26 protein-coding genes and 1 pseudogene are annotated in these 20,662 nt (G+C 37.9%); 6 read left to right on the top strand and 21 right to left on the bottom strand.

Annotated elements, in window-relative coordinates:
* Positions 1–207: 207 nt before the first annotated feature.
* The 3 genes from coaD to G8761_RS03460 all read right to left on the bottom strand — a co-directional run bounded on the left by coaD (position 208) and on the right by G8761_RS03460 (position 3,029).
* Entirely contained in the window at positions 208–690 is a 483-nt protein-coding gene (gene coaD / locus G8761_RS03470; RefSeq protein ID WP_166023703.1) for a pantetheine-phosphate adenylyltransferase, read from the bottom strand.
* A 2-nt stretch (positions 691–692) separates the two neighbouring features.
* The gene (gene rsmD, locus G8761_RS03465; RefSeq protein ID WP_166023701.1) at positions 693–1,262 is read right to left on the bottom strand and encodes a 16S rRNA (guanine(966)-N(2))-methyltransferase RsmD; all 570 of its coding nucleotides are present in this window, start codon (positions 1,260–1,262) and stop codon (positions 693–695) included.
* Positions 1,263–1,604: 342 nt separating this feature from the next.
* Positions 1,605–3,029, bottom strand: coding sequence for a hypothetical protein (locus G8761_RS03460; protein ID WP_166023699.1), 1,425 nt, complete (start codon positions 3,027–3,029; stop codon positions 1,605–1,607).
* 151 nt (positions 3,030–3,180) lie between these two features.
* Between G8761_RS03460 and G8761_RS03455 the strand changes: the two genes are divergently transcribed.
* Positions 3,181–3,570: a DUF7147 family protein gene (locus tag G8761_RS03455; RefSeq protein WP_166023697.1), complete on the top strand. Its 390-nt coding sequence runs from the start codon at positions 3,181–3,183 to the stop codon at positions 3,568–3,570.
* 37 nt (positions 3,571–3,607) lie between these two features.
* On the opposite strand, the gene G8761_RS03450 is transcribed toward G8761_RS03455, so the two are convergent.
* Positions 3,608–3,883, bottom strand: coding sequence for a YlbG family protein (locus tag G8761_RS03450; protein ID WP_027323267.1), 276 nt, complete (start codon positions 3,881–3,883; stop codon positions 3,608–3,610).
* Between the two features lie 116 nt (positions 3,884–3,999).
* Here G8761_RS03450 and G8761_RS03445 point away from each other — a divergent pair, with 116 nt between their 5' ends.
* Entirely contained in the window at positions 4,000–4,341 is a 342-nt protein-coding gene (locus G8761_RS03445) for a hypothetical protein (protein WP_166023695.1), read from the top strand.
* On the opposite strand, the gene G8761_RS03440 is transcribed toward G8761_RS03445, so the two are convergent.
* From G8761_RS03440 to G8761_RS03420, 5 genes are all read right to left on the bottom strand, one after another.
* On the bottom strand, positions 4,323–4,493 hold the full coding sequence (locus G8761_RS03440; RefSeq protein ID WP_166023693.1) for a hypothetical protein: 171 nt from the start codon (positions 4,491–4,493) through the stop codon (positions 4,323–4,325). The two genes, G8761_RS03445 and G8761_RS03440, sit on opposite strands and share 19 nt — an antisense overlap.
* Before the next feature lie 208 nt (positions 4,494–4,701).
* On the bottom strand, positions 4,702–5,148 hold the full coding sequence (locus G8761_RS03435) for a YlbF/YmcA family competence regulator (protein WP_166023691.1): 447 nt from the start codon (positions 5,146–5,148) through the stop codon (positions 4,702–4,704).
* 58 nt (positions 5,149–5,206) lie between these two features.
* Positions 5,207–5,647, bottom strand: a complete 441-nt coding sequence (locus G8761_RS03430; RefSeq protein WP_166023689.1) for a hypothetical protein — start codon at positions 5,645–5,647, stop codon at positions 5,207–5,209.
* Positions 5,648–5,792: 145 nt separating this feature from the next.
* Complete coding sequence (locus G8761_RS03425) at positions 5,793–6,032, bottom strand: YlbE-like family protein (protein WP_166023687.1); 240 nt, start codon at positions 6,030–6,032, stop codon at positions 5,793–5,795.
* Between the two features lie 17 nt (positions 6,033–6,049).
* Positions 6,050–6,475, bottom strand: coding sequence for a YlbD family protein (locus tag G8761_RS03420; RefSeq protein ID WP_166023685.1), 426 nt, complete (start codon positions 6,473–6,475; stop codon positions 6,050–6,052).
* Between the two features lie 178 nt (positions 6,476–6,653).
* Here G8761_RS03420 and G8761_RS03415 point away from each other — a divergent pair, with 178 nt between their 5' ends.
* Entirely contained in the window at positions 6,654–7,040 is a 387-nt protein-coding gene (locus G8761_RS03415) for a hypothetical protein (protein WP_166023683.1), read from the top strand.
* A gap of 75 nt (positions 7,041–7,115) precedes the next feature.
* Here G8761_RS03415 and G8761_RS03410 read toward each other — a convergent pair whose 3' ends face one another.
* Positions 7,116–8,141 (bottom strand): CAP domain-containing protein, encoded by a 1,026-nt coding sequence (locus G8761_RS03410; RefSeq protein ID WP_166023681.1) that lies wholly within the window; start codon positions 8,139–8,141, stop codon positions 7,116–7,118.
* 191 nt (positions 8,142–8,332) lie between these two features.
* Positions 8,333–8,767: a CBS domain-containing protein gene (locus G8761_RS03405; protein WP_166023679.1), complete on the bottom strand. Its 435-nt coding sequence runs from the start codon at positions 8,765–8,767 to the stop codon at positions 8,333–8,335.
* A 238-nt stretch (positions 8,768–9,005) separates the two neighbouring features.
* Here G8761_RS03405 and G8761_RS03400 point away from each other — a divergent pair, with 238 nt between their 5' ends.
* Complete coding sequence (locus G8761_RS03400; RefSeq protein ID WP_166023677.1) at positions 9,006–9,365, top strand: YugN family protein; 360 nt, start codon at positions 9,006–9,008, stop codon at positions 9,363–9,365.
* A 51-nt stretch (positions 9,366–9,416) separates the two neighbouring features.
* Here G8761_RS03400 and G8761_RS03395 read toward each other — a convergent pair whose 3' ends face one another.
* Complete coding sequence (locus tag G8761_RS03395; protein WP_166023675.1) at positions 9,417–9,770, bottom strand: Asp23/Gls24 family envelope stress response protein; 354 nt, start codon at positions 9,768–9,770, stop codon at positions 9,417–9,419.
* A 143-nt stretch (positions 9,771–9,913) separates the two neighbouring features.
* On the opposite strand from G8761_RS03395, the gene ytvI reads away from it, so the two are divergent.
* Entirely contained in the window at positions 9,914–10,972 is a 1,059-nt protein-coding gene (ytvI, locus tag G8761_RS03390) for a sporulation integral membrane protein YtvI (protein ID WP_166023673.1), read from the top strand.
* A gap of 42 nt (positions 10,973–11,014) precedes the next feature.
* On the opposite strand, the pseudogene G8761_RS26970 reads toward ytvI, so the two are convergent.
* The 9 genes and pseudogenes from G8761_RS26970 to cyoE form a co-directional block, all read right to left on the bottom strand.
* Positions 11,015–11,272, bottom strand: a pseudogene (locus tag G8761_RS26970) (sterol carrier protein domain-containing protein); the annotation flags it as partial.
* A 251-nt stretch (positions 11,273–11,523) separates the two neighbouring features.
* Positions 11,524–11,622: a hypothetical protein gene (locus G8761_RS26965; RefSeq protein ID WP_338000910.1), complete on the bottom strand. Its 99-nt coding sequence runs from the start codon at positions 11,620–11,622 to the stop codon at positions 11,524–11,526.
* An 816-nt stretch (positions 11,623–12,438) separates the two neighbouring features.
* Positions 12,439–12,906 (bottom strand): DUF420 domain-containing protein, encoded by a 468-nt coding sequence (locus tag G8761_RS03380; protein ID WP_166023671.1) that lies wholly within the window; start codon positions 12,904–12,906, stop codon positions 12,439–12,441.
* Between the two features lie 171 nt (positions 12,907–13,077).
* Complete coding sequence (ctaG, locus tag G8761_RS03375) at positions 13,078–14,007, bottom strand: cytochrome c oxidase assembly factor CtaG (protein ID WP_166023669.1); 930 nt, start codon at positions 14,005–14,007, stop codon at positions 13,078–13,080.
* A 138-nt stretch (positions 14,008–14,145) separates the two neighbouring features.
* Complete coding sequence (gene ctaF, locus G8761_RS03370) at positions 14,146–14,481, bottom strand: cytochrome c oxidase subunit IVB (protein ID WP_166023667.1); 336 nt, start codon at positions 14,479–14,481, stop codon at positions 14,146–14,148.
* A gap of 4 nt (positions 14,482–14,485) precedes the next feature.
* Entirely contained in the window at positions 14,486–15,112 is a 627-nt protein-coding gene (locus tag G8761_RS03365) for a cytochrome (ubi)quinol oxidase subunit III (protein ID WP_166023665.1), read from the bottom strand.
* A complete protein-coding gene (gene ctaD, locus G8761_RS03360; protein ID WP_338000909.1) occupies positions 15,112–16,983 on the bottom strand; it encodes a cytochrome c oxidase subunit I in 1,872 nt (623 codons plus the stop codon). The genes G8761_RS03365 and ctaD overlap by 1 nt, the downstream gene beginning before the upstream one ends.
* 31 nt (positions 16,984–17,014) lie before the next feature.
* A complete protein-coding gene (gene coxB, locus G8761_RS03355; RefSeq protein WP_166023663.1) occupies positions 17,015–18,082 on the bottom strand; it encodes a cytochrome c oxidase subunit II in 1,068 nt (355 codons plus the stop codon).
* A gap of 115 nt (positions 18,083–18,197) precedes the next feature.
* The gene (gene cyoE, locus G8761_RS03350; RefSeq protein ID WP_166023661.1) at positions 18,198–19,130 is read right to left on the bottom strand and encodes a heme o synthase; all 933 of its coding nucleotides are present in this window, start codon (positions 19,128–19,130) and stop codon (positions 18,198–18,200) included.
* Positions 19,131–19,731: 601 nt separating this feature from the next.
* On the opposite strand from cyoE, the gene G8761_RS03345 reads away from it, so the two are divergent.
* Positions 19,732–20,637 carry a COX15/CtaA family protein gene (locus G8761_RS03345; RefSeq protein WP_166023659.1) on the top strand — a complete coding sequence of 302 codons (906 nt, stop codon included), beginning with the start codon at positions 19,732–19,734 and terminating at the stop codon, positions 20,635–20,637.
* Positions 20,638–20,662: the final 25 nt, after the last annotated feature.

Below are 20,662 nucleotides of genomic sequence, written 5' to 3'. Positions count from 1 at the left end.
GATTGCCGAGCCTTTAAGTGAGAGCAGCCCCGCAGTTGCCCATATTACGCTCCAAAAGGCACGTCCTCAATAAAGCTTTGCTTCTTCTTCATGTGATGCAAAAGCTGATAAAGACTTCCTTGTCCTGTCCGTCAAAATTAATTCCGATTATCAAAAAACAGACCAGAGAACCAGCTCTGGTCTGTTTTCTTATATGTTATGATCTGCCTATTTTTTAAATTTCTGATGTAGAGCTTTTTCTACAGTGGAGGGAACAAGTGAAGAAATGTTGCCGTCATATTTGGCAACTTCTTTTACAATACTTGAGCTTAAAAAGGAATATTGATTATTTGTCATAATAAAAAAGGTCTCAATACTCTCGTTTAGTACCCTGTTCATAGATGTAATCTGCATCTCATATTCAAAGTCGGAAACCGCCCTTAATCCCCGGATGATGGCATTTGCATTTACAGATTGTGCATATTCCACCAATAACCCTGAAAACTCATCCACTTTAACATTAGGAAGGTCCTTCGTTACTTCTTTAATTAGATCAATTCTCTCATCGACTGAAAAGAGTGGCTGCTTGGAGGAATTGTTTAGAACAACCACATATAGCTGATCAAAAACTTTAGCCCCTCTTCTAATAATATCTAAGTGTCCATAAGTTATAGGATCAAAACTACCAGGACACACCGCAATGCTTGCCATATTCAGTTCCCTACTTCCTCTAATTCATTCTGAAAAATGGAGATGGATATGATTCCATACCTTTCATGCTTTATTTGCTGCAAACCCTCCAATGAGTCTGGAAGAATAACCTCGTGGCTGTGTTCACAGACAATCAGGCCTCCTTCAGCGAGCAGATTTTGTTCCCTTATTTTTTCCATAAGGCTCATGAGCTGCTGTTTTTTGTAAGGCGGATCTAAAAATATGTAATCAAATGCTATTTCTCTTTTTTTAAGTGCTTTTAACGCCCGTTCAGAGTCATTTCGATAGACCTCAGATTTTTCTTCAAAGCCGCATGTTTTTATATTTTCGTTAATGGTATGGATTGCCTTAGTTTCCCTATCGATAAAAATAACTTTATCCAATCCCCTGCTCAATGCCTCCAAACCCAGTCCGCCGCTGCCTGCAAATAAATCCAGGCCCAAGCCTCCATCAAAATATGGACCAATCATATTAAAAACTGCTTCTTTTACTTTATCGGTAGTTGGTCTAGTTGTGTTTCCGGGAACCGCTTTCAAGGCTCTCCCCTTGCAAATTCCAGAGACCACTCTCATCTTAATCACCACATATTCTGACAATTTTCTTATTTCTTCACTATCCTATCATAATTGCTATTTCCAAGCCAACAGGATAACTAATTTATAAAGCTGTTTAATAAAAATAGTAAGAATCAAGTTTGGGAAAATTTTAATTTATTATCAAACATGTGTATAAGTCTTCCTCTTGTGGAAATAATGTTACTAACAACATCAATTCGAGGATGTTGTTGCCAACCGCGGAGAAGACTTACGTTTCCCCATAAGTTCTTCCTCCGGTTTCTCCTCTCCCTTTGCCTTCTATCCTTTTTAAGGATATAGAAGGACCCTGCAGATTTTTTCTGCAGGGTTTTTTCTTTGTTAATCGATTAAAGTAATCTCCTTTTTAGTTTCAGTTACCTTCACTTTAAATATGGATTTGAGTCCAGCCTCGCTTATATAAACTTTTCCTGTTTTAACCATAAAAGGATTTATCAAAAGCCCGTAGCTTTGTCCATTCCGATAAAATATTTTCTTCTCAGGCTGGAAACTATATATGGCCTTTTGTTTCTTTAAAACAATAAACTTTTCTTCGCGTTGACCTGCCGTATATCCCAAAGCACCCATTGTTGCGACGAAAGGATAAAAATGGCTGCTTTGTGCTATTAGAATCTCAAGAGAGGGAGCTTTCGTACCATTGATAACAAGAGATCGGCTCTCAAAAAAAGTAAGAGGAATATTTTCGTTTGTTTTCTCTGCATTTAATGTAAAAAAGGACGTTTTCATCCCTTTTGTTTTCTCCAGAATAGAGTCTAAATCTCTGACATTCACTTGTGTTTTTGTCCTGTTTACCTTACCAATAAATTTTTTCCATTCCTTATCACTAAGGGAGGAATGCAATTGGTTTAAAGCAAATCTCCCTTTCTCAGTCCTGGGTTCATTACCAGAATAATTGGAAAGAAGCATATCCTTTATCCATTCAGATTCGGGTGCTTTTTTAAACTTCTGTCCATAGAAATATTCAGCAGCTGCCGCTTGTATTTCTGAAGCGGGCCGGCCATCCGCCAGGAATAGAAATCCTGGGGCTGATCCTGGTGGTGTCTTTTTTGTAAAAAAAATATTTAAAAAAGGCATGCTTTTCAGCCAGCTGGATTCAATGATCTTTTTCTCTGTATTCAATTCCTCTGGTCTATCACTATATATGGTATAATTCCCCGTTTGCTTTAACACATAAAGGGGACTCTCCTGCCAGTATAAAGAAACTTCTGGTTCTCTCCCCTTAAAAACGTAATAATCGATTAATTCCCTTTTCTTTAGCCCTGTTAAGGGGATACCTGCTATCCATTTCCCTTTCTGTTTTGCTGGAGAAATTATTGTGATTTTTGTATTTTGGATGCTCTCATTCTTTAAGCCCGCTGACCATTCCATGAGTAAAAATGCTTTTTCTTTTTTGTTTGTTTGCAGAGAATACTGTAGAGACAAAGTGCCTTTTGTGGCCAGAAAGGTATTCGGGTCGCTGTCTTGGCTGGCGCATTTTTCTCTATCGGCGCCTATACAAGTCCAATTTGGACTATACCGTGGAGGCAAGACTGTATATTCTTTTTTTGTGCTCAGTCCTGAAAATGTGTGAACGATGTTAAGAAGACCGCTCGCATCCGAATTTATGATAAGTTCCTGCGAAACCTGATTTTTTAGGCCGTCAGAATGTTTTTTCCCAATTTCTGAAAAGCTGTGCCACTGCCAATATTGAATTCCTCCAAAAGCAGCCAAAAAGATAAGCAGACAAATAATGATCTTTTTATACAAATGAAACTCCCCTTAAAAAACATTCCTTTTATACCAATAACATGATGTTTACGAAGACCACTTTTGGTTGGAAAACCTCTATTTCACTTTTCTTTCTATCCCTAAAGTGTTAAATTAATTTAGAAATTATGACAAAAAGGAGAACTGTCCATTGATACAGCGTTTTATAGAATTAGGTGAAGGGTACTCGGATATATATGAATTAATCGAACTTGCAAAATCAAATCCCAACCGGATCCAATACATGATGGCATTGCATACAACTATTGAAAAAAGAGAACTTACCTCTTTGGCAATTATATTGAAGCCAACAGATCCTGGAAAGTTTCAGCCTATTTATTTTTGCAGAGAAGGGATTCCAAATCCAGTCCACCTTCCAAATAAACGTTTTGATCTCTTTTCTGAAACGGCCAGAACACTTGGTAAGGAAATTTATGAACTGTCAGTTAAGCCATCAGTCATTTTTTCTGAAAATGAGCTTTACTACCAGTATCTGATAGGAATTTTAAGACTCAATCATTTTTTAGCACCCCTACAATAAAAAGGATAAGAAAAGGTGAGGGCTTAAGCCCCCACCTTTAAATCCCCATTTTATAATCGTATTCTTTTGCTTTGTCAGGAGCTGAGTTTTCATACTCCATTTTCAAAAAAGGTTTATATGACGGTTCAATTTTCTTAACGAAAGAATAGGAGTTTAATTTCTCCATAATGCCTTCCAAGTCTTCCTGATTGCAATAGAGGACTACATATTTCAATCTCTTCGAGACATAATGAACGTTGCCAAATCTTCTCAGCATTTTAGCCTGCTTTAAGGAATAGAGCCATATAACCAATCCCTGTCTCTGTCCAATCATATTTTTTTCCCCTTAAATGCACTAGTTTTTATTAGTCTAGCATAAAAAAGCACTAGATTTCAATTTAAACCTAAATTACTTCCCAAAATTCTAACAATAACAAGTAGGTGAAATTTATGGAGTTAGATCTTGTATGGGAAAAATTTATCATCCTGCTCCAGTCCTCCAATTCTATAATTGAAAAAGCAGAATGGAAAAAGATCACCGGAATCCCCTTCCTTTATATTATGCCAAGGGAGAGAACCATGGTCGAAGATATTCAAAAAGCTATTATGCAATCAGCGGCCAAAGCAATGCAAGGGAAACGCCTTCACAGTCAAACGGTTTTTGTACGGAAGGAAAAATCATTATTGGTTTTTAGACACCGGTTTTATGTTCCACAAAAAAAGATGTTTTGCTGCGGCAATCTATGTAATGATTGCGTAAGGTTTCAAAATGATTATCTTTCCGCAACGTAGACAACAGTCAAGTTAGATGTGGTTTTTCTTGTATCAGAACAAAAGGCGCAAGCGCCCTGGTTAGATGATGAAAGGCTAAAATCGCCACGTCCTGTGGCAACGCCTTCCTGACCCACATCCTGTGGGCCTCCAACAGGCATAAGACGAATCACGTAGTCATCCTCGGAAAAGCAAAAGCTTTTCCTTCGTGCGATGCGGATGCTTCCGAAGCTTTCCTTGTCCTGATTTCTGAAGTGATTTGGCTTAAGACCCCGAGGGGCTAGGCGCTGGAGCTGGATTACACTAACCTAGTTCGGAGTTTTCCACAAGGTGAAAATCTATAATTTCCTAACCGAAAAAAAAAACGGCAATTATGCCGTTTTATGCAGAACATCCACAGCTGCCTCCAGAACCGCAGCTGCCTCCACAGCTCGAAGATGTATCAAAAAAGGGATTTCCTGTAGGTACTTTCACATTGCGTGAAACTGCCCCGCCTATGAGGACACTGATATGGTTCAATAAATCCTGCAGATCATTTTCGGCTTTCCTAAACTCCGCTACGTGAAAATCAAGGTCCATCTCCCTTTTGGCTACACGGATTTCCATCATAACTTTTTTATAATCAGGATGGTATTTTCCGAATCGCTGAACTTCCTCGTATTGTTCCTTCAGTTTGGCGAAATGGCGTATTTTCCTTTGGGCCTCCTGATTGGACTGTAATTTATATAAACAAATGTAATAATTTTCTGCTACATCAGAGTCAATAATCATCTGGCTTAAATTTTCGGCTTGATCCAATAGTTCTATTCTTTCAAATGTTGCTAGCATGAGCCCACCTCCACTCCTTATTCTACCACGGTTAAAATAAGAAAGTGAAATTTTCAATTTAATTAGGGATATTTACCAAAAAATCTCTGCTCATCCCGTAAGGTTTATTTTTTAAGTTTAAGATATCAAGCTTTATCCGATGTGCACCAGGCGATAGGTTTCTAACTATAAATGCTGCTGAAGCTACCTCCTCCTTTTTCTTTCCATCAACCCAAACTGCTATTTTCCCTAATTTTTTTTGAGTAGGATCATTCTGCCGAAAGGAAACTCCATTAACCATGCATTCAATGAGCAGATTTTTTCCTCTTATGTCATAATGCACGCTAAAGTCCTTTTTGCCAGCGTCCATTCTTTGCGAAAGAGAGCTGTTATCCGGTTTCTTTTCTGAAGCCTTAACCATACTTGCTTTCGCTCTTGGTTTTGGCATGTCCCTTTGGCAGCCGGCAAAAATACTAAGCAAGAGTATCATCGCGATGAATCCAGTCAGTTTCCTTTTCAATTTCATCACTCCTTATGCATGTATTGTTCGCATTCCATTTGTTTTTTACTCTTAAAAACAAAGGATCAGGCAGAAGGAACACTATTCATATCATTATATAAACTTTTACAAAATAAAAGCGCACATAGTCTGGATTATGTGCGCTTTACCCCTGGCTTTTCATTGCCTGGAACATTTGAAACATCATAGAAGCCATCTGTACCCCATTTGTAAACTTCTCCACCTGATGGGGAACAGTTTTTTTATAATGATGTAAAGAAGCAACCTCGAGTGATTCCAGCTCATAAGGATTTCTGGACAGCTTTCTGTACCAGATGGGCTGTTCCCTAACAAACTGCTTTAATTCTTTTTTGCTATCCAAGTATTCTAGGACTTCTCTTCTCATCACATCTGGTTCCTTTCTTAATCTTTTCTAAACTGAAAAGGATGTTTTGGGCCTTCTGCAGGCTTTGATGGCCCAGGCTGATTTATTTGACCTGAACCCTGGAACTGGGATAATACTCCCTGTATTGCCCCGAGCGCCTGGCTGGCATTATTAATAAATACCTGCATCTGAACAGGATCCATTTTTTTAGCCATATTAGCTATCTGTCCCATCCAATCAGATTTCTTATCACCGCTGCTGTTTTTCTTTTCATCTGATTCCGTGGAATTGCCTGTTTCCTTAAACTGCTGCCATCTCTCATCCTCTTCGCCTAGAAGATACCATTCTTCATACAAATCCTGAAGGCTTGTTTTTCCGCTTTTAACCTCTGATAAAACTTCCGGATTGTTCCTCACAAACTCCCTGAACTTCAACACAGAAGGGTGCAATTTTTTTTGTTCCATAAATTTTCACCTCTGTCATAAATCGCTCGCCTATATTACCATATGTAGCTTTTAATTATTGGTGAAACCTCTTTGTAATTTGTCTCGTTTTATTTGGGCGTATAGTGGTAAAATCAAAAGGATACAGAAGCTCGCCATATAGGTACTATAGGCGGTTTGCGGAGGGGTTAACACTGGCATGGTAACAGCAATTGTTATTCCAATTATATGTATATATTTTTTTCTTTTAACAAGAAAAGAAATGAAAGAAAATGATATGAAGTGGAAGAATTCAGGGCATTTTAATGAAGAAGCCATTGTTGAAGGGGTTATAAAGTCAATATCCAGTGAAAAACAAAGATTTTATTATCAACGTTTTATTTTTGTACAGGAGCTTCAGGTGGAAACAGGGACTTCATCAACTGCTGTTAAAAAAGTGACACCAATTACAAAAGACTTTGTAATCGAGGAATTTCAAATTGGTAAAAGATATCAGTTCATCGGGGAGTGGAACCAAAAATACTTTTGCTGCAACCGATACTTCTCTCTGGATCCGGTAAAAGATCAAAAGGAAGCTCCAGTTTGAAGCTTCCTTTTTTTATGAAGAAAAATCATTCTTATTCTGTACTTAAATCGCTAAACAGGGACAACGCTTTTATTTTTATTTCTCATACTTTTGGATAAAGTTTTGAGTATAATACTTTTTGTAAACTCCAACTCCCAAATGAGTAAAATCCTTATTTAGCAGAGAGTCACGGTGCCCTTTGCTGTTCAGCCATCCTTCGACTACTGCCGGTCCATCTGTATAATTGGCTGCTATATTCTCTCCAGCAGACTGAAAGGTTACCTCCGCTTTTTTCAGGCGATCTGAAAGCGTACCGAATTTCTTTGAAGTATGGGAAAAATCATTATTCTCTGCCATGTCTTCACTGTGCGCATAAGCAGCTTCAGAAAGTTTTTCATCCCAATCCAATGTCTTCAAATCATGACGCGAACGTAATACATTTGTAAGATCAAAGATTTCTTTCTCGGTACCTTCTTCAATTGAGTGCCATTTATCCTGATCAGGCTGAATTGGATCAAGAAGCTGGCCACGGTAAACCAGTTCATAGGGTCTTTGCTTGACTAGAGTTGCAGCATTAAGAAAACGAACACTTGAAAGAGTGCCTGTAAACTTATCAATATACAGCTGGGCAAAAATATTGCCTAGCTGCAGTAGAGGCCGTGTGTTCAGGTCTGTATCATTAAGTTCAAATCGATAAATATTTCCTTCAAGTGTTATATTAATATTCGCATCAAAAAACTGGGTATTAAAAATCTCTTCAACTGATTCCCCTAGTTCAAATGGGGAAGCGTTAAGATCCTTGCCGACAGCGTAAATAGTTACCAGTTTCTTATTTTCCACGCCAGCCTGAAAATAATGAGCATTATCCTTTTTGTAGATATACCATTCATACCCATAGATGGTTTGATCAATCCGTGAAGGCTGCCCCCACTGTTTAACTAATTCATCCACATTTTTTCCTATTAATGTGGATAAACCTTCACTTGGCTGTTCTCGCTTATTAGTAGAAGTTTTGTCGGGACTTCTTAAAGCTTCCGGTTCTTTATAATGGGCCCCGGAGTTTTCTTTTATTAAAACATCTTTACTGCTGCGATCATTCAAATTCATATAAAAACCGACCATTAGAATAACCGCAGAAATAATAAGAATCCTAAAAAGTGTTTGCAGAGGCTGCCCCTCCCCATTTTGCCCTGATTAAATCGATATGTATTAAAATTATTATACCATTTTTAATATTTAATTTAACAAGAATCAATAAAAAATACTGACACCTTTCTTTATCGGCACAAAAAGAGGCACCTATGGGCACCTTTCTAATGCTGCAGATTATTATATTTTTGTTCTGATATGTCAGACAAGGCCTCTTTTGCCTGGTCGTCGGATAATTGTCTTATTGCAAAATCCCCCAAAGAAACAATCCCTACTAACTCTCCGTTGTCAACAACAGGCAGTCTTCTTATTTGATGCTCAGACATCAAATGAACAGCTTCCTGGCTTGTTGCATCAGGCGAAATGGTAATTAATTCACTGCTCATGATATCCTCTACCTTAGTAGAACCTGGATGCTTTTCCGCAACACCTCTAACAACAATATCCCGGTCCGTAATCATTCCTACCAATTTCTTTTCTTCTACAATTGGAATAGCTCCAACATTCAAATTCTTCATTTTTACAGCAACTTCAAACACATTATCCAAAAGAGTACAGCATTCTACTTCGTCTGTCATAATATCCCTTATCTTTTCCAACTTAAATACCTCCAATTAGATTCCCAAATACCTAAGATTCTTCATATTAGCTTTTCCAAGAAAGTCCATAATATTCTACAATATGATTTCTCTATTTAGAGGATGAATCTCTTACTTCAGTTGATGTATTCATTGCATGTTGTAACGTTTTCAACTATTATTAAATTGAATTTAAATTGTTCATAATTGGTGATAGAAAACACTTGTATTATGGAATTGTTGCAGGAGGGATTAATTTATGAAATTCGAGGGTATTGGAATCGAAAATTTAAAGGCGGAATTAAACCGTCTGGATGAAGTCATGCTAGACCACCGCCTTGTTCGTGAAGGCCAATGGGATTATGAGCGAGTTACATACGATCGCAAGTTCGAATTAAAAGACGGTGTTTACTATCTGCGCGTTTTTGGTTATGCAGTTGAAGGTGATGTTGGCTCTCACAAGGCAGTAATTCAGCTAATGACGCCACTTCTTGGAAAGCACTATTACCCGCACGGTGTTGAATATGGGGAAGGCGAAAATTTCCCTGAATCACTTGTTAACCAATGCAAAAAGATTCTCTCAGATATAAAAGCTGAAGTAGAGAAATTTGCGGAATAATTCACGAGGTTTCCTGAATTAATAAAATACGTAAAAAGTAAAAAAGGCGCATCAATCCTGCGCCTTTTTTACTTTTTCCAGACTAATATTAATTTCTTTTACAAGGCAGCCAATAAGGCTATTTGCATCTTGAAAGATTTGTTCCTGCAGTTTTTTAACCCTATCAATGACATCATCATACCCTTGAAAAAGAACAAACACATCTACTGATACTCCATCTTCTTTAGGCCGGACAACCATTCCTTTATACCGGACCAGCATTTTTTCTTTTGAATAAAAAGTATTTTTTTGGGAATAGGATCCTGTAAGAACAAAATTATATTCCTTTGCAGCTGACTCAATTATCGCCAATAAAATATGGGCAATAGCCTGGATGGTTTCCTCTGTAATGCTTTTTGGGCACATAGCATTACCGCCGCCTTCAACTCAATTTTAAATAAATAGGGCATAAGTGCAAATTACATTGTTTATTCCATTAAATGCGTACTATAATTTAATTGTTCAATCCTTTTATTTTTTTCATTTGCTTCATGGGAAGGGGTACCCTATTGAAAGTAATTTTCACAAAAATAAATTTGGTTTATTTATTGGTTTTAGCCATCATTTTTCTTTTGCTATATTTTATATTGCCCGTTTCTCTGCCATTAATTTTTGCTTTCATTACAGCCTCTCTTCTCAACCCGGCTTGTCTAAAGCTGGAACAGATTTTAAAAATAAAGCACCGGACAGCGGTTATCACTGTGTTTCTTATATTTGTGCTTTTACTATCTCTTGTTGGGTATTTTGTTACCACAAAAGTAATTACCGAAGCAGTGAAAACGGTAAACCACGCTCCTCAATACATCAATGATGTAACCAGGTCATGGCATAAAATGCAAAAGAGTTATATATCTGCCTCAAGAGATCTCCCTGTTGAGATTGTGCGTGAAATAAGTTCACAGGTAGAAAGCTTCCTTAATAACCTGAAAGCAGACCTTCTCACATATTTAAATATAAACAACTTAAAAGTAATTTTGACAAACATTCCTAATTACTTAGTTAATTTTCTTGTTTATTTAATAGCCCTATTTTTATTTTTACTGGAACTGCCTGCCTTAAAGCTTAAAACTTATAATCATCTTTCCGAAAAAACAGCTGAAAAAGTGAGCTTCATGACTTCCAGGCTTTCCTATGTCGTTGTAGGTTTTTTTAAGGCACAGTTTATGGTTAGTGTGATTATTTTTATTGTTTCACTAATTGGCCTGATTATAATTTGCCCTGATACTGCTCTTGTGGTCTCCCTTGTTATTTGGGGAATTGATTTTATTCCAATACTTGGTTCTATTCTTATACTTGGTCCGTGGAGTCTATACGAGTTTGCTATAGGAGACGTTTCAACAGGCACTCAGCTTGCCATTCTTGCAGCGATTTTATTAATTATTCGTCGAACAGTAGAACCAAAAGTAATGGGCAGACACATTGGCCTTTCCCCTCTGTCTACGCTGATAGCTATGTATTTGGGAATGAAGGTAGTAGGAATTCTCGGCTTTATAGTAGGCCCGTTACTTCTTATTATTTATACTACCGCAAAGGAAGCAGGCATTATAAAAGTGAAATTTAAGATTTAGTATTTTTCCAAGAAGTGAAAGATGACATCCACAGGAAGTCCTCTATTGTATTAATTTAAAAGAAATCATAATTAATGGTTTCTTATGGGGAATTATATGTTCAAGCTTATCTGCTTCCGAGGAATCTCCTCGAATGTACCCTAATTCAAATAATTCATGAGGGCTCTTATATCCAAAAAGTATAGCTGTTAAAGTATTAATACTTAGGGAGATTCCTTTTTTAGGATAATTGGTACAGGTACTTCCTTGCTTTTCTTTGAAAGCTTTGACTTCTGTAGGTCCTATTAAATAGCTTCCATTGTTCCATGGAGCATATCATCCTTCAAATGAATAAAGACCGATTCCGAACTCTGGCGGAAAACATATCTTTTAAGGCATTCTTTTATCATCAACAATTCTAGCCATAAAATAAGGAAATACTTCCGTCTTTTGTTTTGGCTGTTTTAAAAAATAAGGAAACGGGGCATGAACTGAAACTAGTAATGCCACTGTATCAACCATGGAGTCATGCTGTTAGATAAAATTCTATAAGCCTTCCCTTGCTTCCTGATTTAAATGACTAATTCCTGCACGTCCATTTTCCGATCGTTTATATTATAAAGGACATAACCTTTAGCTTCATTGTTGGTTTCATCGTAATAGACTGCCACTTGTTCATCTTGATAAATATTTTGATTCCACCAATCTTCATACCGGTGAAACGGGTCGCGTATGAATGATAAATATCTTCTAATTCCTTGTTATGTGTTTCTCTTGAAAATCTCTTTATAGTTCCATTTGCATAACCGATGGATTGAAAGTCTTTACTTTGGATTGTTATTTTCCGGTTCTCTGTGAAAATCTCACAGCCGAAACTTCGATAAAAGGCAATATCAAATGGATGCAGGAAAGACACAAGCAGCCCTTCTCTTTTATTTCCCTAATTGCTTCCTTTAATAAAGCATGAACAAACCCTATTGACGATATTCAGGATATTTTGCAACACCTGCAATCCCCCCATTTTCCATTGTGCCCCAGACATTATTATTTCCAGAGGAATAATATGAAGGTTGGCAGCCAATTGTTCTTGTTGATAAATTCCTCAAATTTTATATTTTTTAGCATTTCTTTTCTCTTTGGTATATCTTCATCTTTAATTTTATACTGAAAAACATACATCGAAAGCTCCATAGAATCCTGCTGTTAATTTATTAATTTCCATAAATCTCTATAAAAAGTCGATTAAGAGCAAAGCAATTCCTTTTCAATTATTGCCTTGTTTCCCACTTCAGGCACTCGCTTTCCGCGGGCGGTACAGGTGCCTCCACCGCGCTATGTGCCTGCATGGTCTCCCATGACCTGCTTTTCCCGTAGAACCTTTAACTTGCATCCGTTAACATAGACTTGCCCCTCTTAGTGACCAAAAATGGGTTCAGAGAAGCAAAATGGGTAAACAAAAAAAGCACCCAGAAAGGGTACTTTTGGTTTTAGAATCCCAATATAGCTTTGATTACGGAGGTTGTTTCTCCGCCTCGGTAAAATACGTACAATAATAAATAAACTGCGACTCCTGTTATGCCTGTGAAAAACCAAATAATACTTGTAATTGGTCCCAGCTTACGGTGCTTGGACAATTTATTTTTAAACCCGGTAAGAAGTGTGACAATCCCAAAAACTGCTCCGGTTGTTGCCAGTGTAATGTGAAAAATTAAAAATATAGTGTAATAAGGTTTGACACTGGCTGGTCCGCCAAAGGAAGTATTCCCGATAAAAACGGTTCTGCTTGCATAAATCAAAAAGAAAATAAGGGCAAATATTGCGGCGGTTATCATCGTCTTTTTATGAGCCTCAATATTTTTCCGGCGGATTTGCCACCATCCAATCGCAACTGTAACAGCACTCAAAACAATAAATGATGTACTTATTGTAGGTAAAACGGGCAATGAAGCATTCATATATAAGTCCTCGCTTTTATTTTATTCATCCATAATTTTAGTTTACTTGTCCTGATTTTACAAATCCTATTCTAAAAAAGTATGAAAAGAGCAATTCTTTTCGAAAAAGGGCTACGGATTGCTGCTAAGAATTAAAATAAAAATCCCCCTTATAAGGGAGATCTTGATATTTTATTTACTTGGAGAGGGTTTCAGTCTGCTGTTTATTTCTGGGTTAAGAGAGTTAGTAATCTCCAATTGGGATTCTGCCTGGTCCTTACGGTACCACTCAAAGAATACCTGTCCCAATACTGTTCCATAAACAATTTCCTGAATAACTTTCATTAACACCCCGCCCAGCTGCTGATCATGAATCAATGACATTGAATTGAATAATTCAGGACCGCTCAAATTCAGGCTGGCTAATGTAGCCGGGGGTACACATAATTTCATCATTTCTCCCCAGGTATGAGGATCAGAAAAAGTGGTGTACATTGGGTCATTTGCAAAAATAATAAGCGCGCAGGCCGGGGTAAGTAAAATGCCGTCACCAAAAATATAGCCGACTTTTTTTAGCCCGTTTAGCGTTTGATAATCTTCCAAGCGATTAACCAGTGGCCACCACATAAAGATAGCAGTAATAAAAAGTATCACTGTATAAGCGGCATGAAGGAACATGCTTTGCATAATATTATCAAATACCAAAGGGATATGGTAAATAGAAAATAAGCCGTTAAATACAATGAGAGCTATCAGTGGCTTTGTCATGACTGTAAAAACAGAGTTTATGACGGGATGTCTTAGTATCGCTCTCCACATCCACTGCGGAATACCCACAATCATAATCGGTGGTATAACTAGACATAAGACAGCCATTTGGATCATATGGGCGTAAAACATTAAATGCCCCATTAGGTCCAGCGGAGACCCTTTCGCTGCATACAATAGAATAATACCTATTGAAAAAGAAATCCCCTGCCCCATTGTTAGAGGGCTGCTTTCTTTAAAATTCTTCCTATAACGTGTTGTCAGGATAAAATAAATTGCTAAAACAATTAACAGTGAAACCAAAAAATATGGGCTCCAAAGCGCCTGAAATCCAAAAATATCTAATGAAAGCACTTATAATCACCTCTGTCAAAACATGTCTTTATTATACCTCTGAATTCGATTTGAAGCAAAGAAGGGTCCTTTTCCTCAGTTGACAGTTTTTTCTATTAAACACAAAAAGAAAATCGGCAGCAGCCGATTTTCTTTTGATTACCACCAAACGATGGTCATAAAAGTAAGGATTGCAGTAAGACCTACTCCTAAACCTGTAAAAAGGAAAAGGGAAGGGGCTTCATGCCCCTTTTGATTCATATGCATGAAATAATATAGTTGGAATATCACCTGAACAACAGCAAGCAAAAGAATAATTGGCACTGTAAACCAATGCGAAAAACCTTTTGCAGCAACCATACCAAAAGCAATAAATGTCAAAAATAGCATCATTGTAAATGAGACGATTTGATAACGCATTTCTTCTTTGCTTTTTTTACGGCGATATTCAATGTCAACTCTAGGGTTTCCTGAATTTAATTCATGATTTGCCATCAGTTTATCCCACCATTCCCATTAAATACACTACTGTAAAGATGAATACCCATACAACGTCAATGAAGTGCCAATACAAACTGAACACATAAAACTTTGGTGCGTTGTATAGATCTAAACCTCTTTTTGAATTACGGAACATTAATGTTAAACACCATAAAAGACCGAAAGCAACGTGGCCTCCATGGAATCCAACTAAAGTATAAAAGGCAGATCCAAAAGCACTGCTTGTAAAGGTATGGCCTTCATGTACATAATTTGTGAACTCGTAAATTTCAAGCCCAAGGAATCCAGCACCTAAAAGAGCAGTAAGACCAAGCCAAAGCATCATTTTTCTAAAGGCAAAGTTCTTCATATGGTACATTGCATAAACGCTTGTTAAAGAACTTGTCAAAAGCAGCATTGTTGCTGCAAAAGTAAGCGGCAATTCAAATAAATCTTTCGCATGCGGCATGCTTGTATTCGGAACCTTATCCTTTAAAGCCAGGTAAGTAGCGAAGAGAGAAGCAAAAAGAACTGTCTCTCCTCCTAAGAATAACCAAAAACCAATAAATTTATTTTTTGCTTCAAGGGTAGCTTTTTCAGAGTGAGCAGGCCAAGTTTCATAGGTGAATTTTTCTTCCACTTGCATTATGCCTCTACCCCCTTGTCAGTTTTTTCAATTAGATCTTCTTTATGGATATGGAATCCATGATCATCTTTTACAGAGCGTAAGAACATTGATGCAAAGGTTACTAATAATCCTATAACCATTACTGGGAGCGCCCAAGGCTTATGATCCACATGGTACATAGCACCAAACGCTGCAATAAATAAGCCAAGTGCTATTGTGAAAGGCAGGAAGGAAGCGTTCGGCATATGAATATCGCCAATTGGTTCTGCTGGAGTCATTGCCATTTTACCCTCCATTTTCTCTAACCAGTAAGCATCCAATCCACGAACTAATGGAAGCTGTTTAAAGTTATAGAAAGGCGGTGGAGATGGAATGGCCCACTCAAGAGTTCTTCCGTCACCCCATGGGTCGTTTCCAACCCTAACATTTCTAGCAGATGTGACAATGATATTAATCAATAGAACAATTACTCCGACAGCCATAAAGAATGCGCCGACAGTACTTACCATGTTTGCTGTTTCAAAGCCTTGTCCTGGAAGGTAAGTGAATACACGGCGTGGCATACCCCAAAGTCCAAGGAAGTGCTGAATAAAGAATGTTAAATGAAAGCCGATCAGGAATAATGTGAACGTAATTTTCCCCATTGTTTCATTAAGCATAGTTCCAAACATTTTTGGCCAGTAAAGATGCGTTCCAGCCAATATTGCTAATACTACCCCACCAACGATAACGTAATGGAAGTGAGCAACTACGAAATACGTATCATGATACTGGTAGTCAGCTGCTGCAGATGCAAGCATAACTCCCGTTACCCCACCGGCAACGAATGATGGGATAAATGAAACTGCATATAACATTGGAGTTGTGAACTTTACACTTCCTCCCCACATTGTAAAGAGCCAGTTGAAAATTTTGATACCGGTTGGTACACCAATTGCCATTGTTGCTACTGCAAAAATAGCGTTAGCTACAGGGCCTAGTCCAGTTGTGAACATATGGTGAGCCCAAACCATGAAACCAAGGAATCCGATTAAAACGAGCGCGAATACCATGGAAGAATATCCAAATAGTCTTTTTCTAGAGAAAATTGCAAAAGTTTCCGAAAAAATACCAAATGCAGGCAAGATAAGGATATAAACTTCTGGGTGTCCGAAAATCCAGAATAAGTGCTCCCAGATTACTGTATTACCGCCCATTGTAACTTCGAAGAAATTTGCACCGAATAAACGGTCGAACATCATTAAAACTAATCCCACAGTTAATGGAGGAAATGCGAACAAAATAAGTGCTGAAGTTACAAATGTTGACCATGTAAATAGCGGCATACGCATATAAGTCATGCCTGGAGCACGCATATTGATGATCGTTACAAGGAAATTGATACCCCCAATAAGGGTTCCAATACCTGAGATTTGCAATCCAAGTACGTAGAAGTCAACTCCATGACCTTTAGAGGCAATCGCTAATGATGCATAAGAAGTCCATCCTGCATCTGGAGCGCCCCCAAGGAACCATGAAAGGTTAAGAAATACTCCTCCGAAGAAAAACAGCCAGAATCCTAAAGCATTAACGAATGGAAACGCAACGTCCCTTGCACCAATTTGCAGAGGCATTACTGCATTCATAAATGCAAAAACAAGCGGCATAGCTGCCAGGAAAATCATGGTTGTTCCGTGCATTGTCATAATTTCATTATACAGGCCGGCACTTACAAAATCATTATTTGGCACTGCAAGCTGTATACGGATAAACATCGCTTCAAGTCCGCCAACGACGAAGAAAAATCCGCCGGCAATCAAGTATAGGATCGCAATTTTTTTATGATCGACTGTCGTTAAAAAGTCCCATAAAGTTGCGCCGAATCCTTTTTTTTGTGCGTAGGTACTCACAATTTTACCTCCCTTTCTCTTATTTCCCCTATTAATCCTGAACCTTCAAGCCCATCAAGTATTCAGCCAATGCATCTAGCTCCTGATCGGACATTTGCGGATATTTGCCAGTCATTTTATTTCCCGGCTTAAATTTTTCAGGATTTTTAATCCAAGCTTTTACATCCTCTTTTGTATGAGGTAAAATACCGGCTACACGAGAACGTTCGCCAAAGTTAGTCAAGTTAGGCGCCACACGGGCTTTTTCAGGTGTTGCGTTAGTTGGTGTAACAGCGTGACAGCCGATACAGCTTTGGCTGAAAATCTTTTGACCTTGCTGAGCCAATTCAGAAGTTGCCTGCTGCGGTTTTTTTACGTCTTTCATAGCGCTAACCCAGCTATCAAATTTGCTTTGGCTAATTGCTCTAACTTTAAAGTCCATTAGAGCATGGGAAGGTCCACAAAGCTCGGCACATTTACCATAGAATAGATTTCCGGCTTCATTTGCTTTTTTATCATCAAATTCGAGCCAGAACTTGTTAACGTTATCCGTATTAGTGTCCATTTTTCCCCCAACAGCAGGAATCCAGAAAGAGTGTTTTACATCTGAAGAATGCAAACTAAAGTAAACTTTCTTGTTTGTAGGAACTACAAGCTCCTGACTAGTGACGATACCAAGGTCTGGATATTCGAATTCCCACCAGTAAAGATTGGAACGTACTTTTACGACCACTTCATCCTTATGGGCACCTTTCTTATCCATCTTACCAACGTCTGCAAGCTTAAATACATCTGCTACAGTAGGTACTGCAAGAATGAGAAGTAATAAAATAGGAATAACAGTCCATAAAATCTCTAACTTGTGATTGCCTTCCACCTGTTTTGGGATTTCACTGTCATCTTTCCTTCTGAATTTAATTACAACCAGGATAAAGATAACGGTTACAACTGCGATAACCCCAACCATAATTAATGTACTTAGCTTCATTAAACCATATTGCATTTCTGCAACTTCTCCAGCTGGCCTGAGCGCAGACAAATATGGCTGGCCACAGCCGGAAAGAATAAGCGCTAAGATCGAAAACAACGAGATCAAACGCCACTTCGCAAGCCTTTTCATTGCTTAATCAAACCCCTCTTTCGCTAATGATTTCTTTGAAATGCATGATCAAATGAAATATATGATAAGTCCCCCTATCGGGCGGTCCCCCAATAGAAGGAACTTAACAGCAAAACTATATTAATGTGACAATTACCATCGCTGTGAAAATTATAGTCAAGTATTGCAGCGAATATACAAACATCAGTTTTGCCCATTTTATATCGTCTTTGATCTTATATCCATAAATCCCCAATACCAGCCAACCGATATTTAAAACAGTCGCCAGAATTAGAAATGGGATTCCTAAAGAAGTTAAAAAAAACGGAATAGGAAGCAAAGCTGCCACCCATAGAACAATATGCTTTTTAGTGGTACTAAACCCTTTTACAACAGGAAGCATAGGTATGCCAGCAGCCCTATACTCCTCCACCCTTCTCATTGCAAGGGCATAAAAATGAGGAGGCTGCCAGACAAACATTAATATAAACAAAAACCAAGCTATTATATCGAGGTTTCCATCAACAGCTGCCCATCCGATTAGAGGAGGCACCGCTCCGGAAATACTTCCGATAATTGTATTTGAAACCAGCTGCCGCTTAGACCACATTGTATAAAGAACGACATAGCTGAAAACACCAATAAGACCGATTAAAGTAGCAGTCCAAGTCGTCATTGCTAGAGACAGAGTTCCTATTGCTATTAGGAAAAGACCAAGGCTTAAGACTTTCCATGGGATGACCTTCCCTGTAACAGTCGGCCTTACTTTAGTCCGTTCCATCAAATGATCAATATCTCTGTCATAGTAATTATTGATAGCACAAGAACCAGCAATGATTAAAGCTGAACCTAACAAAGTAAAAAATACTATATCTAAATTCTCGAGAAAACGCAGTCCGCTAAAATGCAGAGCCAGCCAAACGCCGGTGAAGGTTGTAATCATATTGGAATTAACGATGCCTATTTTAATTAAAGCCAAAAAGTCTTTCCAGGCATTTGTTTCTTCTATATGTAGGCCAGTTGCGCCATCTTCCACGGCGACATCACTTAAAGCCTTCGGATTCGACATTTATATTCCTCCTATTTCTTTATCACAAAACTAAAAAACGAAACATGCAGGATCAATTATCTTCCATCCGGCATTATGCTTTTTACTATTTTTACTATATATACCTTGTTAAATAATAAATCATACAACGAAACACTTTCTCTGTATATTAAATCACACTTTTGGTGTTTTTTGTGAACTTTTTTTGTATAATTTTTAATTCATTTTAATGAAATTTTAATCCAGCCTTTTTAAAAAATTTAGAAATTGAAATATGCCAGAATAAATAATGAAAAAGCGGCATTAAGTCCCTTTAATGGGGATATTCTAAGGAACAATGGAAACTGTCTCTAAAAATTCCATAAGATTCCTATTAACATTTCTACCATTTTTGAGGCTAGATTTCAACTTATTCCACTATAACAATAGTGAAAACCCTTAACTATCTACTATAACGATTAAATATAATACTTAAATCGATTTTTATTTGCAGAAAACTGTTCATTTTAGATTTTTTTCGTTATGATGTATTAGGGATTTTTCTATTTTCCATTGTGTTTTATTATACTTTTAAGATTATTCTTTGACAAATTATTGAACTATTAACGAGAAGGTGAATTTTTTGCGGCGATCTTTAAAATGGTTTGCTGTCGCAACTACCATTGCAATGATATTTATTTTAATAGGAGGAGCACTTGTTACCAAAACCGGCTCAGGTGCTGGCTGTGGAAAGTCTTGGCCACTCTGTAACGGCCAGGTTCTCCCCACTCATATCACACCCGAATTGGTGATTGAGCTGGCACACCGGCTTGTGTCTGGTGCAGGAGGTTTCATGGTACTTGCTCTTTCCATCTGGTCGTGGAAGGCAATCGGGCATATAAGAGAAACTAAGTTTCTTTCGATCCTTTCTTTCTTCTTTCTTTTGCTGCAGGCGCTGATTGGAGCTGCTGCTGTAAAATGGGGACAATCAAGCTTTGTCCTTGCCCTGCATTTTGGCATCTCACTTGTTTCATTTGCTGCTGTTTTTCTTCTGACAATTTTAATATTTGAAGTAGATAAAAAATTTGATGCAGACAAGCTTGTCATCGATTCAAGAATGGGACGGCATATTGTACTTCTTTCTATTTACAGTTACATCGTGATCTATACAGGAGCGCTTGTAAGGCATACTAAGTCAAGTTTAGTCTGTAAGGATTGGCCGCTCTGTGTAAATACTTCCCCTGCCCTTCCCTCAAACATGTATGAATGGGTCCAAATGGGACATAGAATGGCAGCGGGCTTGATTTTTATCTGGATAGGCTACATCACTTACCTGGCGGTAAAGAAATATCGGGATCAGAAAGTTTTATACTGGGGCTGGATTATTTCATTTATCTTAGTAACTTTACAGGTGCTTGCCGGAGCTTTTATTATTTTCAGCCGTTTAAACCTTTATATAGCTCTTCTTCACGCTTTCTTCATTACCTGTCTTTTTGGTGTATTAAGTTATTTTCTGCTTCTGTACTCCAGGACAAAAAGAAATATATAGAACGACTGCAAAAAAGCTGCTGGCA

The organism is Neobacillus terrae (assembly GCF_011393025.1).
In the GTDB taxonomy this organism is placed as follows: Bacteria; Bacillota; Bacilli; order Bacillales; family Cytobacillaceae; genus Neobacillus_A; species Neobacillus_A terrae.
Note: the sequence above shows the minus strand (reverse complement) of the source record. Positions and strands in the feature narration are given on the sequence as shown.

Excerpts from the sequence above, each read along its gene's own strand:
- coaD (WP_166023703.1), bottom strand. The coding sequence starts at position 690 with ATGGCAAGCATTGCGGTGTGTCCTGGTAGTTTTGATCCTATAACTTAT.
- rsmD (WP_166023701.1), bottom strand. The coding sequence starts at position 1,262 with ATGAGAGTGGTCTCTGGAATTTGCAAGGGGAGAGCCTTGAAAGCGGTT.
- G8761_RS03450 (WP_027323267.1), bottom strand. The coding sequence starts at position 3,883 with ATGATTGGACAGAGACAGGGATTGGTTATATGGCTCTATTCCTTAAAG.
- G8761_RS03445 (WP_166023695.1), top strand. The coding sequence starts at position 4,000 with ATGGAGTTAGATCTTGTATGGGAAAAATTTATCATCCTGCTCCAGTCC.
- G8761_RS03435 (WP_166023691.1), bottom strand. The coding sequence starts at position 5,148 with ATGCTAGCAACATTTGAAAGAATAGAACTATTGGATCAAGCCGAAAAT.
- G8761_RS03425 (WP_166023687.1), bottom strand. The coding sequence starts at position 6,032 with ATGAGAAGAGAAGTCCTAGAATACTTGGATAGCAAAAAAGAATTAAAG.
- G8761_RS03420 (WP_166023685.1), bottom strand. The coding sequence starts at position 6,475 with ATGGAACAAAAAAAATTGCACCCTTCTGTGTTGAAGTTCAGGGAGTTT.
- G8761_RS03415 (WP_166023683.1), top strand. The coding sequence starts at position 6,654 with ATGGTAACAGCAATTGTTATTCCAATTATATGTATATATTTTTTTCTT.
- G8761_RS03410 (WP_166023681.1), bottom strand. The coding sequence starts at position 8,141 with ATGGTCGGTTTTTATATGAATTTGAATGATCGCAGCAGTAAAGATGTT.
- G8761_RS03400 (WP_166023677.1), top strand. The coding sequence starts at position 9,006 with ATGAAATTCGAGGGTATTGGAATCGAAAATTTAAAGGCGGAATTAAAC.
- G8761_RS03395 (WP_166023675.1), bottom strand. The coding sequence starts at position 9,770 with ATGTGCCCAAAAAGCATTACAGAGGAAACCATCCAGGCTATTGCCCAT.
- G8761_RS03380 (WP_166023671.1), bottom strand. The coding sequence starts at position 12,906 with ATGAATGCTTCATTGCCCGTTTTACCTACAATAAGTACATCATTTATT.
- ctaF (WP_166023667.1), bottom strand. The coding sequence starts at position 14,481 with ATGGCAAATCATGAATTAAATTCAGGAAACCCTAGAGTTGACATTGAA.
- G8761_RS03365 (WP_166023665.1), bottom strand. The coding sequence starts at position 15,112 with ATGCAAGTGGAAGAAAAATTCACCTATGAAACTTGGCCTGCTCACTCT.
- coxB (WP_166023663.1), bottom strand. The coding sequence starts at position 18,082 with ATGAAAAGGCTTGCGAAGTGGCGTTTGATCTCGTTGTTTTCGATCTTA.
- cyoE (WP_166023661.1), bottom strand. The coding sequence starts at position 19,130 with ATGTCGAATCCGAAGGCTTTAAGTGATGTCGCCGTGGAAGATGGCGCA.